General features: G+C 36.3%; 15 protein-coding genes. 10 read left to right on the plus strand and 5 right to left on the minus strand.

The window, feature by feature from the left end; genetic code table 11:
- The first annotated feature begins 22 nt into the window (after positions 1-22).
- Positions 23-1,420 carry a SpoVR family protein gene (locus tag AC3WSK_RS18360; RefSeq protein ID WP_079562731.1) on the plus strand — a complete coding sequence of 466 codons (1,398 nt, stop codon included), beginning with the start codon at positions 23-25 and terminating at the stop codon, positions 1,418-1,420.
- Positions 1,421-1,884: 464 nt separating this feature from the next.
- Here AC3WSK_RS18360 and AC3WSK_RS18365 read toward each other — a convergent pair whose 3' ends face one another.
- Complete coding sequence (locus AC3WSK_RS18365; RefSeq protein WP_240518325.1) at positions 1,885-2,157, minus strand: hypothetical protein; 273 nt, start codon at positions 2,155-2,157, stop codon at positions 1,885-1,887.
- A gap of 185 nt (positions 2,158-2,342) precedes the next feature.
- Here AC3WSK_RS18365 and AC3WSK_RS18370 point away from each other — a divergent pair, with 185 nt between their 5' ends.
- A complete protein-coding gene (locus AC3WSK_RS18370; RefSeq protein ID WP_079562683.1) occupies positions 2,343-3,218 on the plus strand; it encodes a radical SAM/SPASM domain-containing protein in 876 nt (291 codons plus the stop codon).
- A gap of 210 nt (positions 3,219-3,428) precedes the next feature.
- On the opposite strand, the gene AC3WSK_RS18375 is transcribed toward AC3WSK_RS18370, so the two are convergent.
- Positions 3,429-3,818: a helix-turn-helix domain-containing protein gene (locus AC3WSK_RS18375; RefSeq protein ID WP_079562684.1), complete on the minus strand. Its 390-nt coding sequence runs from the start codon at positions 3,816-3,818 to the stop codon at positions 3,429-3,431.
- A 212-nt stretch (positions 3,819-4,030) separates the two neighbouring features.
- Here AC3WSK_RS18375 and AC3WSK_RS18380 point away from each other — a divergent pair, with 212 nt between their 5' ends.
- Positions 4,031-4,666 (plus strand): restriction endonuclease subunit S, encoded by a 636-nt coding sequence (locus AC3WSK_RS18380; protein ID WP_427484234.1) that lies wholly within the window; start codon positions 4,031-4,033, stop codon positions 4,664-4,666.
- Between the two features lie 69 nt (positions 4,667-4,735).
- Here the strand turns inward: AC3WSK_RS18380 and AC3WSK_RS18385 are convergent, their stop codons facing one another.
- On the minus strand, positions 4,736-6,409 hold the full coding sequence (locus tag AC3WSK_RS18385; protein WP_079562686.1) for a ribonuclease J: 1,674 nt from the start codon (positions 6,407-6,409) through the stop codon (positions 4,736-4,738).
- A 170-nt stretch (positions 6,410-6,579) separates the two neighbouring features.
- Here AC3WSK_RS18385 and AC3WSK_RS18390 point away from each other — a divergent pair, with 170 nt between their 5' ends.
- Positions 6,580-7,344 carry a DUF2935 domain-containing protein gene (locus AC3WSK_RS18390; RefSeq protein ID WP_079562687.1) on the plus strand — a complete coding sequence of 255 codons (765 nt, stop codon included), beginning with the start codon at positions 6,580-6,582 and terminating at the stop codon, positions 7,342-7,344.
- 167 nt (positions 7,345-7,511) lie between these two features.
- Here the strand turns inward: AC3WSK_RS18390 and AC3WSK_RS18395 are convergent, their stop codons facing one another.
- The gene (locus AC3WSK_RS18395) at positions 7,512-8,006 is read right to left on the minus strand and encodes a L,D-transpeptidase family protein (protein ID WP_492414293.1); all 495 of its coding nucleotides are present in this window, start codon (positions 8,004-8,006) and stop codon (positions 7,512-7,514) included.
- A gap of 147 nt (positions 8,007-8,153) precedes the next feature.
- On the opposite strand from AC3WSK_RS18395, the gene AC3WSK_RS18400 reads away from it, so the two are divergent.
- The 5 genes from AC3WSK_RS18400 to AC3WSK_RS18420 all read left to right on the plus strand — a co-directional run bounded on the left by AC3WSK_RS18400 (position 8,154) and on the right by AC3WSK_RS18420 (position 9,848).
- On the plus strand, positions 8,154-8,387 hold the full coding sequence (locus AC3WSK_RS18400) for a hypothetical protein (protein WP_079562689.1): 234 nt from the start codon (positions 8,154-8,156) through the stop codon (positions 8,385-8,387).
- Between the two features lie 44 nt (positions 8,388-8,431).
- The gene (locus AC3WSK_RS18405) at positions 8,432-8,641 is read left to right on the plus strand and encodes a YczO family protein (RefSeq protein WP_079562690.1); all 210 of its coding nucleotides are present in this window, start codon (positions 8,432-8,434) and stop codon (positions 8,639-8,641) included.
- Positions 8,642-8,656: 15 nt separating this feature from the next.
- On the plus strand, positions 8,657-8,854 hold the full coding sequence (locus AC3WSK_RS18410) for a gamma-type small acid-soluble spore protein (RefSeq protein ID WP_079562691.1): 198 nt from the start codon (positions 8,657-8,659) through the stop codon (positions 8,852-8,854).
- 134 nt (positions 8,855-8,988) lie between these two features.
- On the plus strand, positions 8,989-9,162 hold the full coding sequence (locus AC3WSK_RS18415; RefSeq protein WP_079562692.1) for a cysteine-rich CWC family protein: 174 nt from the start codon (positions 8,989-8,991) through the stop codon (positions 9,160-9,162).
- Between the two features lie 104 nt (positions 9,163-9,266).
- Positions 9,267-9,848 (plus strand): DUF305 domain-containing protein, encoded by a 582-nt coding sequence (locus AC3WSK_RS18420; RefSeq protein WP_079562693.1) that lies wholly within the window; start codon positions 9,267-9,269, stop codon positions 9,846-9,848.
- 110 nt (positions 9,849-9,958) lie between these two features.
- On the opposite strand, the gene AC3WSK_RS18425 is transcribed toward AC3WSK_RS18420, so the two are convergent.
- Positions 9,959-10,555, minus strand: a complete 597-nt coding sequence (locus AC3WSK_RS18425) for a metallophosphoesterase family protein (RefSeq protein ID WP_079562732.1) — start codon at positions 10,553-10,555, stop codon at positions 9,959-9,961.
- Positions 10,556-10,958: 403 nt separating this feature from the next.
- On the opposite strand from AC3WSK_RS18425, the gene AC3WSK_RS18430 reads away from it, so the two are divergent.
- On the plus strand, positions 10,959-12,461 hold the full coding sequence (locus AC3WSK_RS18430; RefSeq protein ID WP_492414303.1) for a class I adenylate-forming enzyme family protein: 1,503 nt from the start codon (positions 10,959-10,961) through the stop codon (positions 12,459-12,461).
- Positions 12,462-12,569 lie beyond the last annotated feature (108 nt).

The raw sequence follows: 12,569 nt of genomic DNA on the forward strand, positions 1-12,569 counted from the left end.
AGGAGGGGACTAAAAAGTGGAGATGAAAGAGCTTGAACGAGCGATTGATGAAATTACAGAAATTGCCTCAAGCTTTGGCTTAGATTTCTTTCCGATGCGTTATGAAATTTGTCCGGCAGATATTATTTATACATTTGGCGCATATGGTATGCCTACTCGATTTTCACATTGGAGCTTCGGTAAACAATTTCATAAAATGAAGCTTCAATATGATTTAGGGCTAAGTCAAATCTATGAGCTAGTGATTAACTCAAACCCATGTTATGCATTTTTACTTGATACAAATACGTTAACACAAAATAAATTAATTATTGCGCATGTATTGGCGCACTGCGATTTCTTTAAGAATAATGTACGCTTCTCCAATACTAGAAGAGATATGGTGGAGAGCATGACGGCAACAGCTGAAAGGATAGCTGGTTATGAAAGAGAATATGGAAAGGATGAAGTCGAGCAGTTTTTAGATGCGATTTTAGCGATTCAGGAGCATATCGACCCATCCCTTTTACGACCAAAATTGGCTTGGAATACGGAGGATGAATTTGAAGAGGAGATTTCTCAATCAAAATCGCCGTATGATGATCTATGGAAGTTAGATGAAAAGGAAAAAGAGTATAAATCGATCAGGCGAAAAATAAAGCACTTCCCCCCAAAACCAGAAAAAGATTTATTGCTATTTTTAGAGGAGCACAGTCGAGAGCTCGAGGACTGGCAGCGAGATATATTAACGATGATGCGTGAGGAAATGCTTTATTTTTGGCCACAATTAGAGACAAAAATTATGAATGAGGGTTGGGCTTCTTTTTGGCATCAACGTATTATGCGTGAGCTCAAGCTAACAACAGCTGAAACGATTGAGTATGCGAAATTAAATGCAGGTGTTGTGCAGCCTTCAAAAACGACGATTAATCCTTATTACCTTGGTGTGAAAATTTTCGAGGATATTGAAAACCGTTATAATCATCCGACAGAAGAGATGAGAAAGCTAGGCGTTCAACCTAACTCAGGTCGAGAGAAAATGTTTGAGGTAAGAGAGATAGAGTCGGACATATCCTTTATACGCAACTATTTAACGAAGGATCTAGCTAAGCGAGAGGATCTTTATTTGTTCCAGAAAAAGGGGAATGAATACCGTATTACAGATAAGGATCATGAAATGGTACGTGATCAGCTCGTATCGATGCGTGTAAACGGGGGATTCCCGTATATCGTCGTTAAAAATGGCGATTACCTTCGCAATGGAGAGCTCTATTTATCGCATGGCTTTGAGGGAACGGAGCTCGATCCGCACTATTTAGAGAACGTTTTGCCCTATGTTTATCAGCTATGGGGTCGTCCTGTTCATTTAGAAACATATGTGGATGGAAAGCCAATGCTTTATTCATATGATGGGACAAAAAACTATAAACGTAATGTGTAACAAAAAACTTCTATCTGTTGGTATAAAATATTCCAGCAGATAGAAGTTTTAATTTTTGAAAGTCTTACATAAAGGTTCATTTCCATAATGTAGGGTTGATTTCCGTTCCTACTGGGCGCTTTGTTGCTGACGCTTCGCTTTCGCACAGTTAAAACATTTGTTGTTGCTGTCGCTACGCTTTCGCACAGCTTCCTGGAGGCGTTATCACAGAACGTGGTGGTTTTAGCCTTCGTTCCTCTACCGCTGATCCCCGAGGAGTCGCCCAGCCGTAACGAAGATCAATTTATAACATAGCGTACTTTCAATATATTTTATCCAGAACTTTGGTGATGAGCCCATAAGTTTTATTCGTTTTTATATTCATCTAACAATGGAGAGGATTCATCTTCACTACTTTCACTATGTTTCGAAGATGAATGGATATCGCTGTTGATTACTAAGCTGTCCTTTACTTTTATTCTTTGTTATCCCCAAGTTTCATCATTATCGTCACCAGCGATTTCACTTCTGCCGTCTCCATCAGCCAATTGTGAGTTTACATTTCTAGTACTACCGTTTTTGGCGTTTTGGTCGCCTTGGTTGGCGTTAGTACCTACATCATTATTTATTTGTCCTCTACCTTCAGCCTTTTGTTTAACATGGTTATCTGTATTGCCAATATTAATAGTAAGATGGATGGTAATATTATTTTTAGCTGGCTCCTTTGAACGTTCATTATCAAATTTATCGTCAGACATAGTTTTCACCTCCTTATTTTCAGCATTAATACTAAGTTATTAATCTTTCTCAAGTTTACTTGTTCATGTAGCCCTAAGTTGATAAATAATGTGAGGGATGGAGACTGAAAAACTGTTCCTTATCGTAAAATTTGTTAAAATGAATAGGATTTGAATATAAGAAGAACTGGAACGGTGAATCAACGTTGAGAACATTTAAAAAGGTTTATATAGAAATAACGAGTGTCTGTAATTTAGCATGTAGCTTTTGTCCTCCAACAGCTCGTGCAAAGGGACTTATTAAAGTAGAACAATTTAATAAAATATTAGATGAAATACGACCTCATACGAAATATATTTATTTGCACGTAAAAGGAGAGCCTCTTTTACACCCGCGTATTGATCAGTTGCTTGACGCAGCACATGAGAAAGGTTTTAAAGTTAATATTACAACGAACGGTACACTGATTAAAAAGAATCGTGAAAAGATATTAGGGAAACCAGCTTTACGCCAAATCAATTTTTCATTGCATAGTTTCGACGGTCATGAGGGATCGGAAAATCGTGAGAAATACTTAGGGGATATATTAGACTTTGTGCGTGATTCAAAAGATTATAATACGATTATTTCATATCGTTTATGGAATTTACAAAAGGATCATATGACAGATATCGCGGCACGAAGAAATCGTGAAACACTCGAAATTCTAGAAAATGAATATAATCTGGATTATCGCATCGAAGAAAAAGTACAGCCTGGTAAAGGTGTAAAGATTGCTAATAATATTTATTTAAATCAGGATCATGAATTCAAGTGGCCAAGTTTATTGGAGCCTGAGGATGAAGGAAAAGGCTTTTGCCATGCACTTAGAAGCCAAGCCGCTATTTTAGTGGATGGTACAGTAGTGCCATGCTGTCTTGACGGTGAGGGCGTCATTAATTTGGGGAATGTGAACGAGAAATCCTTCACAGACATTGTTCAAGGTGAACGTGCGAATAATATTGTCGATGGATTTTCACGTAGGGAAGCAGTCGAAGAGCTATGTAGAAAATGCGGCTATCGTCAAAAATTTGGAATGTAATAAACAGATCCATTTGGTTTTAAACTAAATGGATTTTTTGTATAGGGGGATTTTACTCTATTCAAGCAAATAGAGAAGTCCACATTAAAAATAGGGCACTTGTTCATACGTATGCGATTTATTAAATGTGAGCGAAGCGGGTCAACCAAAGCCCTACACATTAAGTAGAACTTTAGAAAAAAATTGTAGCTCGCTAAAATAGCTCCAACGTTATTGATTATTGGAGCTATTTTTCTTTGATTGTGAATCAATAGTATTTAAAAAATCATTCGTAATACGTACTACGTATTTCACCTCGTCTAAATTGCGCTCCCTTAATAATGATCGATGTATGTCGAGCATAATGTTCTTTTCTTCAATATCAGTGACACCAGATAATTTTTGAAAATTAAAAAGCTCCTCAGGTGCAATATCTAATGCTTTCATCAGCGTTTCTAAAGTACTTAATGTGATATTAGATTGCCCATGTTCAATGTTTGAGATTCGTCCTTTACTAAAACCTAGTTTCCCTGTTTTTTCTGCTACTTCTTCCTGACTAAGCCCCTTTGAAACTCTAATAATACGGAGTTGTTCGCCTACTAGCTTTAAAAAGTCTGACATATGATTCACCTCTATGTAAAAAGCTAGTGAAAAACATTAAAAATGCCTATACCATTATAGTGGTATAATAGACAAAATGTTATAGTAAAATGGTACAATAATTAGTAGGGGTTTTTATTATGAGGAAAGACTTGTGTAAAACAGTGTGGTTGATTCTTCAGTAGCTTGTTTTAGAGTATACCTAATTAAGTGAAGGATTGGAGGATTCAGGCATGGTAAAGTGTTATCGATTAGATGAGGTTGCTACAATAGAAGAGGGAAAAATAATACCGAGCAAAAAGTATTTTACAAACATCGGTGTACCTCTCATTACAGCAGATAATTTAAAAAAGTTAATGCTAGACGGTGATATTGAGCAATTACCAAAAGTTAATATTACCTTTGGAAAACATTGTAAATGTGTACCGGTACCAGCTAAAACCATCATTCTTACTAAAGCTAATTTGAAGGACACCAATAAATATATATATCAGAGTGAAACTGAACTATGTATCGCAAGTGAGATCGTTGCTATTATTCCAAATGAAACAATTGTTTTAAGCGATTATTTATTACATTTTCTTAGATGGTATAAAATGAATAAAGAATGGCAGCATTTGTACCATATACCGATTAATCTTCCGATGATAGATATCCAACATAAAATAGTGCAAACTTTAAATACGATTCAGCTTTTATTAAAAAGTAAAGAGCCGTTGCTGACAGCAGTAGAGGGGCTACCGCAGCATTTTGACAATGTTTCGGTGCAAGTTGAACATCATTCAAAAAGTTTACATTATGGGTTTCAACAGGCTCAGTATCTTTACAATCATATGTTATATAAAATTTTTAAGGGTGAGCATAAATAAATTCATCACAGCCTCAATTTACGGGATAAAAATGTCGGTGTTTGGGCTTGTGCCTTTACACCGACATTTTTAAATTTCAATGATTATTGGTAAAATCATTGGTTTTCTTTTTGTTTGCGAAAATAGATACTGACCGACAGCTCTTTTGATTTCTCTTTTTAAAACATGTATTTGCTGCTTATTTTCTTCTTGAAGCTCATTTACCGTTTCTTTCACGAGAATATTTACTTTCGTTAAAAGCGCCTCAAAGTCTTTAGCATAAACAAAGCCTCGTGAAATTGTATCTGGTTCTGAAATAAAAGCACCATCTACTTTATTAAGTGTGATCACGATGACAAGCATACCGTCTTCAGAAAGCTGTTTACGATCGCGTAAAACTATTCCTTCGACTTCACCGATACCGATTCCGTCGACATACGTATCCCCTGAAGGAATTTTACGTGTTTGTCTAGCCATGGAATTTTCAATATCAACAACATCCCCGTTTTTCATAATAAACGTATGTCCTCTTTTGACACCAACGGACTCAGCTAGTAAACGATGCTGATGTAACATACGGAATTCACCATGAATCGGAATGAAAAATTTAGGTTTCATTAGTGTCAGCATCAGTTTTAAATCTTCCTGATGACCATGACCAGAAACGTGCATACCTGTATGACTAGAGGAACCATAAATAACTTTCGCACCTAGCTGGAATAAATTATCAACGATCCGTGAAACACCTTTCTCATTCCCTGGAATAGGGGATGAAGCTAAAATAACTGTGTCCTCAGGTAAAATTTTCACTTCGCGATGATTGCCGCTTGCTAAGCGAGAGAGTGCAGCTAATGGCTCTCCCTGACTTCCCGTACATAGTACAACAATTTCTTCAGGGGGGAGATATTTCACTTCGCGTGCATCAATTAACAAATCCTCTGGAACGTCTAAATAGCCTCGCTCAAGTGCGACATCTACAACATTCACCATACTACGGCCAAGTAATGCAAGCTTTCTATTTGTAGCAATCGTTGCATTTACAATTTGCTGTATGCGATTAACATTAGAGGCGAAAGTAGAGATAACAATTTTACGGTCGGCATGTAAAAAAGCATCTTCAATATGATTACCGACAAGCTTCTCGGAAGGAGTTAGACCAGGTCGTTCTGCATTTGTACTTTCAGAAATAAGTAATAGTACACCTTCTGATCCAATCTCGGACATCTTATGAATATCTGCAAACTGATCATTGACAGGTGTTAAATCAAATTTAAAATCGCCAGTGTGTACAACATTTCCTTCAGGTGTATTCATAACGATACCTAAGCAATCAGGTATACTATGGTTTGTTCTAAAGAAACTAACATCAACTTGTCCGAAATTTAAAGATGAATCGGAATTAATTTCAATTAATTCTGACTCTCTTAAAAGCTTATGCTCTTTCAGCTTTAGTTGGATTAACCCAAGCGTAAAGCGTGTAGCATAAATAGGGACATTTATTTTTTTAAGCAGATAAGGGATACCGCCAATATGATCCTCGTGACCATGTGTCACAATTAATGCTTTAATTTTCTCTTTATTTTCCTGTAAGTACGTAATGTCAGGAATGATTAAATCGATGCCTAATAAGCTTTCGTCTGGAAATTTAGCGCCACAGTCGATAATTAAAATATCATTCCCAACCTGTACTACATACATATTTTTACCAATCTCATTAATGCCACCTAAGGCGAAAATTGATACTGTATTGTTTTTTGTGGACAAGTATATCTCCTCCTAATTTTCAAGTGTTTTGGATGTCATTGGATTTATTTCGCATTATGTAGTATAGCTTGAAGCGTTTCATCCTATACGAAAAGAACATTTGGCAATAATATTAGGTTTTCAAGAAGAATAGAATAGAGGAACGTAGAGCATAAAGGGGATGTGACTGGTTGTCGAATTACTTACAGCATGCGATGTTTGAACATAGGTTTTGGCTAAGAATATTAAAAGACCATTCTCAATTTATTCATGATTCATTGTATCCATCGGAAACAGAGGATATAAAAAGAGCAAGTTCATTTATTCATCAATTTTCTCAGCTTCTTACCTATGTGAATTCAATTGATGCCAATAATGCGGCTTCTTTTTCACTTACTGTCGATGAAGCTGTAACGCAATTAAAGCAATTTAAATTTTATATCCTTCGAAAGCAATTATCGGGAAATATTAATATCCATTTATCACCTTCCTTTATTAATCACATGGTGAATGAACTAGAGGAATATCAAAATGTACTTAGCTATCTGAAGAAAGGGGAAGTCCCGCCAATCTTTCATGAGCTACATCATCACTTACTCTGGCTTTTAGATGCTTCAGGACATGCAGGTATTATTCATGACGATTTGGATGGCGTAGAAAGAAGATTGAGACAAAAAAGTACTACCTTTGCCCAACATTTTGAACAGTTTTATTTAAAAGCAGTGGAGCTTACAGGATATTTACGTTCAAATATAGACTCTTTCCCTGCATTAACTCGCTTTAATCAAGATGTAGATCTAGAAATGAAATTATTCAAAACGTTTTTACGCGAGTTAGAGGAAATGGAGTTAAGTGCAGAAGTATTAGGAACGTTTACAGCTCTAATGGCGGATCATATGCTAAGAGAGGAGCAATACTATTTATCGAAGCTTGCACAATCTAGAGGTGAAGGTTAAAAGCGATGGCAATCTGAGGTTTGATTTCAGGTTGCTTTTTTATTCCAATAAATCAGCATAATGTACCGATGAATTTGGAAAACATTCCGATAAATCTACATAATGTTCCGATAAAACTAAAAAACATTCCGATAAAATTTTAGGAATGTTTTTAGTCTGGAGGCTTTTTATGGATGAATAAAAACTCCAGTACCGATTGGGACAATGCTTGCAAGCTCTTCGACATCCTTATTATGCATACGAATACAGCCACGTGAAACAGCATGACCAATAGAGCTAGGATCATTAGTTCCATGAATACCGTAATGCTCTTTAGATAAACTCATCCACATTGTTCCAAAAGGACCACCGGGATTTGGAGCCTTGTTAATGATTATAAAATCGCCAGTAGGTGTATCTTGTAACATCCTTCCAACCGCAATTGGGTATTGCTTTTGAAGAACATTATCCTTATATAACCGTAGCCATCGATTTTCAGTAGAAATATCTATTCTATAAGGGATCGTATTTGGATTAGGGAATCCAGGAATAACAATTTGTTGTCCTATATAAAGTACATTCGGATCTATCCCTGGATTAGCAGCAATTATGGACGATAACGGTGTACGATAATTTCTAGCTATTTGGGACAAGGTTTCGCCTACTTTAACTGTATGGATCAAAATCATCACCTCCTATAAAGTGGTTGCATTAATACAGGTTATGCCGTAGATATAAAAAATACCTTTATATTTTCATGAGAATAGCAACTGTAGTTAGTTGGATAGGATAAGCAGTAACAAACCATTTCCAGTAATCGAGGAGTTATTATGAAAGAATTTAAAATTACTTATTTTTTTGATGAAATGCATTATGTAAGGAGATTTATCCATATAGAATCACAAGAAAAAGCAGAGGCATTAGTTCGAAGCGAACGAGATCAATATATATCCTTTACAGACAGTAGAGGGATGTATCATGAGCTGCATACAAGATATGTTCGGGTCATTCAAATATCTGAATATCATCGCATCGATAAAAGCTCGAAAACGAAAGGTACATGATTTGTTCAACACTGCACATTCTATTAGTAAAGGAGTGAGCAATGATGGACATAGAAAACTTACCACATGAAAAAAAGGTGTTTATGAACTTAGCAAGCAAGAACAAGCCAGACATGGTGGAATCTGATAATATAAGTATTTTCGATTTACACGAAGATATGCAAACGGTTGATGCTATACCGGTTAAGGAGCTCAATAAAAAAGTAGAACGAGAAGGCGATGAATTGATCGAATTGCAGCCAGATGAATTATAGAAGGTAGGGATTTTCATGACTGATCATAACGAAACTCAGTTTACTTCTGCTGGAACGGATATTAATGAAGTAAAAAGACAAAATGCGGAAAGTGGTTTATCTTACAATGAAGTGAAAAAACTGCTAGCCCAAAGCGGTGGGGTTGGTACGAGAAAATATAGTGATACAGATGTTGAAGAAGTAAAGCAAGAGATTCATGGGAAAAACCAATAAATTATTATGGGGGGAGTATGAAATGAAGTACTCCTCTCTTATTTATGCCGTAAAGCTCGATTGAAATGAAGAAAATTCACTGACTAACATCTCGCTATATTATAAAATATAAGCACATGTAAGGAGGTGGACGAATGAAGGAAAAACGTTGTCCGTTATGTGGGCAAGAAAATCATTGTGGGATAGTAAAGGGGCAAAAGGATTGCTGGTGTATGACAGAAAGTTTTCCTAAAGAAATTTTTGAAGCGGTACCTAAAGAGCGATGTATTTGTCAAAAATGCTTGGATACATATAAAAAAGATGATTAAAAATAACTTCAACTGCTGTTACGAAACAATAAAGGTCATTTGGTACAATTGTCTACCGCACAACAACCTATCGGACATATATTACTCTGAAAGGAGTGTGTCTAATGACTAAACCAATTGTACTTAGTAATGTAACAAAGGCATATTTAGAGGAATACGAAAGAATCCTCAATAAAATGATGCAGGGTATGACCTATGTGACAATTACCTGCAGTATTTCAGAAAATTTTATTAAGCAAATATTACCGCATCAAGTAGCTGCAATTAGAATGTCGGAAAATGTTTTACGATATACCACTAATATATTTGTGCAAAATCTCGCATTAGAAATAATAGCAACTAGTACAGAAATTGTTGAATGCCTGGAAGCGATACAAAATAGGTGCTGTATCGTACAAAATTCGGAATGTGAATTGTATGAATATATGTGTGCATACAAAGAAATTACCGGGGCTATGTTCCAAGCAATGAGTTTACCACCAGTATCTAATAATATTAATATAAACTTTCTTCGAGAAATGATTGTTCATCATCAAGGAGGCGTTCGACTAGCACAAAATGTTTTAAGGTTCTGTATTTGCCAGGAATTAATACCGATTCTTCAAAATATGATTAAAACTATGTGCGATCGTATTTGTGAAATGGAAAAATTACTGGATGCTTTAAAGGATTGCGAAAATTGCTAGTTGAGCATGGAGCTAAAAAACGCTAGGGTCGAAGCCGACTTTAGCGTTTTTTGTGAGTGCTATGTATATTAGCGAAACTACAGAGTAAGGCTTACCTAGGATTTAAAAAATTAATCATTCTCAACAGATGGAGCGCACATAAATGTTACTGTTCGTTTATGACTATCGTAGAGACACCATTCACGGTGATCGACAACTGATCCAACATTGATGCCATACTGCTTTTCTTGTAATGCGATTGGTTCGCCAAAGCGAATACGAATACGTAACTTTTTATTGCGATGATAAAGACCTGATTCATGACTATGTCCGAAGAAAAGGAGCGATTTTTTGAATGGCGGAAATGTTGGTTGCCACGTCACACTCCATTGAAATTGATGGCCATGCATAAGCGTAGCACCATCAATCTCCATTGTTTCAGGTAGCTCTTTAAAACGTTCGATGCCAGTTACGCGCGTAATTCGCTCCTCTTGATTGCCACGAATAGAGGGGAACGTTAGCAAACTTTCAAAATCATTTTCCACTATTGCAGCTTTTTGAAGCGGTAAACCCGACATTGTTTGTGCTTTTTTCTTACTTACAGTACATTCGTATAAATCACCTAATCCCAATACTTTTGCATCTTTCGCAGTGTGTTGAATATGGGCTAGAACTGCCTTCGTATCTTCTATATTAGAATGTAAATCTCCTAAAAGTGCGTACAGCATTTTAATCAGGCCTTTCTTAAAACTTTTTTCAGCGGGTGTCAAAGCACCTGTACCTGTCGCTTTGCTTTCGGTACATAAAACATTTGCTGAAAGAAGCTAATCATTATACAAATATCATACACCTAACAGAAATTGATAGAAAAGTAAAATGTTTATGTATATTTAGTTACATATTCGTCATATTTTCGTTCATCACTATAACGCGGAGTTAATTTCAGTTCCCAATTGGGGCCCTCAGGGCTTTCACTCAGAATCTCAACTTTTTTATGGGAAGAAAAATTGCCAACCTTTTCATAGATTGATAAAATATAATTGTAATTTTCTGAATTTTATTAGTGTTATTTAATTTATGGCGATTTTGTACGGTAAGAGGGAAATGAATTAAAGATTTGGGGGGCTTATGATGACGATGTTAATGACAGACATTTTACAAAACTATGCTATGCAACAACCAAAAAGGATTGCGACGATATACGATGGGACAGAGCTATCCTATAGTGAATTTTATAAAAGTGCAGAAAAATTCGCAGCGTACTTACAAGAGCAAGGCTTTGAAAAAGATGATGTAATTGCAATATACACGCTCAATTCAGATTTATTTTTAATTGCTTATATCGGTGTTCAGTTAGCGGGTTACGTTGTCATGCCCATTAATACAAAATTAGCAGCTCCAGAGGTCGAATATATTTTTAATCATTCAGAAGCTAAAGGACTTATTTATGATGAAAGGTTAGAGGATGTACTCACAACGATTGCGAATCCATTTCAACATATTGTAGGGCTCAATGAAATGAAAGACATTATTAAAAACAATTCAGGTCAAAGAAAAGATATCAAATTGGAGCCTCATGATACTGCTGTTGTTATGTATACTTCTGGCACGACGGGAAAACCAAAAGGAGTAATGCTAACTCATCAAAATATTGTTTCAACTGCGGATATATGGTCGTCATCAATGGATATGAGCAATGAGGATCGCATGTTTATTTGTACGCCTTTATTTCATTGTGCAGGTCTTCATGTATTTGCGATGCCGATGTTTTATAAAGGCGGTACGATTTTTATAGAAGAGGCGTTTTCTTCGTCAAATACATTAGAACAGCTTGCTGCTACAGCTGCGACAATTTTCTTTGGTGTTCCATCAATGTATACAATAATTTTAAACACACCTAATTTTAAGGAACATACATTTAAAAATTTACGTTTATTATGTTACGGGGCGGCACCGATGCCTTATGAACTTGTTAAGCAAGTGAAAGAGACTTTTCCTAATGTGAAAGTACAAAACCTGTATGGACAAACTGAAAATTCGCCTGCGACCTCTTCCCTTTTAGATGCCGATGCCTTGACGAAAATTGGTTCGGTAGGAAAACCTTTAGCACAAACAGAAGTCCGTGTTGTTGATAGCTTTGGTGAAACTGTACCAACGGGTGAGGTAGGAGAAATATGTATCAAAGGACCCCAAGTAATGAAAGGCTATTTACGTAATCCTGAAGAAACAGCTAGAACAATTAAAGATAGCTGGCTCTATTCAGGAGATTTAGGGCGTTTTGATGAGGAAGGTTATCTCTATATTGTAGATCGTAAAAAGGATATGATCATTCGAGGTGGCGAAAATATTTATCCTATCGAGATAGAAGAGGTTTTATATCAACTGCCAGAAATTTTAGAGGCAGCCGTTGTAGGTTTACCACATGAAGTGTATGGCGAAGTTCCGAAAGCGTTTGCCGTATTGAAGGAAGGGGAGTCTTCCGATGAAGAGGCGATATTGGCTTATTGTCGGACGCAGCTTGCAAAATATAAAGTGCCACATGAAATTGAATTTTTAACTGAACTGCCGCGCAATGCTTCTGGTAAGGTTTTGAAGCATACATTACGACCAAGCGTAAGCAGCACCATAAACTAAGCGTGTAAAGTGAAACCCGAAAGTAGCAAAGCCAATAATACCTTTATCGGTAAAGTGTGAATGAAGATCAATGATGTCTCGGCCTAATTCCGTAACTTTCGATAGAGG

It is taken from the genome of Lysinibacillus sp. EB271-A1-10B (assembly GCF_058791335.1).

What these genes read in the sequence shown, in the direction of transcription:
- AC3WSK_RS18405 (WP_079562690.1), top strand. Translation starts at nt 8,432, where the DNA reads ATGGACATAGAAAACTTACCACATGAAAAAAAGGTGTTTATGAACTTA.
- AC3WSK_RS18410 (WP_079562691.1), top strand. Translation starts at nt 8,657, where the DNA reads ATGACTGATCATAACGAAACTCAGTTTACTTCTGCTGGAACGGATATT.
- AC3WSK_RS18400 (WP_079562689.1), top strand. Translation starts at nt 8,154, where the DNA reads ATGAAAGAATTTAAAATTACTTATTTTTTTGATGAAATGCATTATGTA.
- AC3WSK_RS18365 (WP_240518325.1), bottom strand. Translation starts at nt 2,157, where the DNA reads ATGTCTGACGATAAATTTGATAATGAACGTTCAAAGGAGCCAGCTAAA.
- AC3WSK_RS18430 (WP_492414303.1), top strand. Translation starts at nt 10,959, where the DNA reads ATGACGATGTTAATGACAGACATTTTACAAAACTATGCTATGCAACAA.
- AC3WSK_RS18425 (WP_079562732.1), bottom strand. Translation starts at nt 10,555, where the DNA reads ATGCTGTACGCACTTTTAGGAGATTTACATTCTAATATAGAAGATACG.
- AC3WSK_RS18420 (WP_079562693.1), top strand. Translation starts at nt 9,267, where the DNA reads ATGACTAAACCAATTGTACTTAGTAATGTAACAAAGGCATATTTAGAG.
- AC3WSK_RS18380 (WP_427484234.1), top strand. Translation starts at nt 4,031, where the DNA reads ATGGTAAAGTGTTATCGATTAGATGAGGTTGCTACAATAGAAGAGGGA.
- AC3WSK_RS18360 (WP_079562731.1), top strand. Translation starts at nt 23, where the DNA reads ATGAAAGAGCTTGAACGAGCGATTGATGAAATTACAGAAATTGCCTCA.
- AC3WSK_RS18415 (WP_079562692.1), top strand. Translation starts at nt 8,989, where the DNA reads ATGAAGGAAAAACGTTGTCCGTTATGTGGGCAAGAAAATCATTGTGGG.
- AC3WSK_RS18375 (WP_079562684.1), bottom strand. Translation starts at nt 3,818, where the DNA reads ATGTCAGACTTTTTAAAGCTAGTAGGCGAACAACTCCGTATTATTAGA.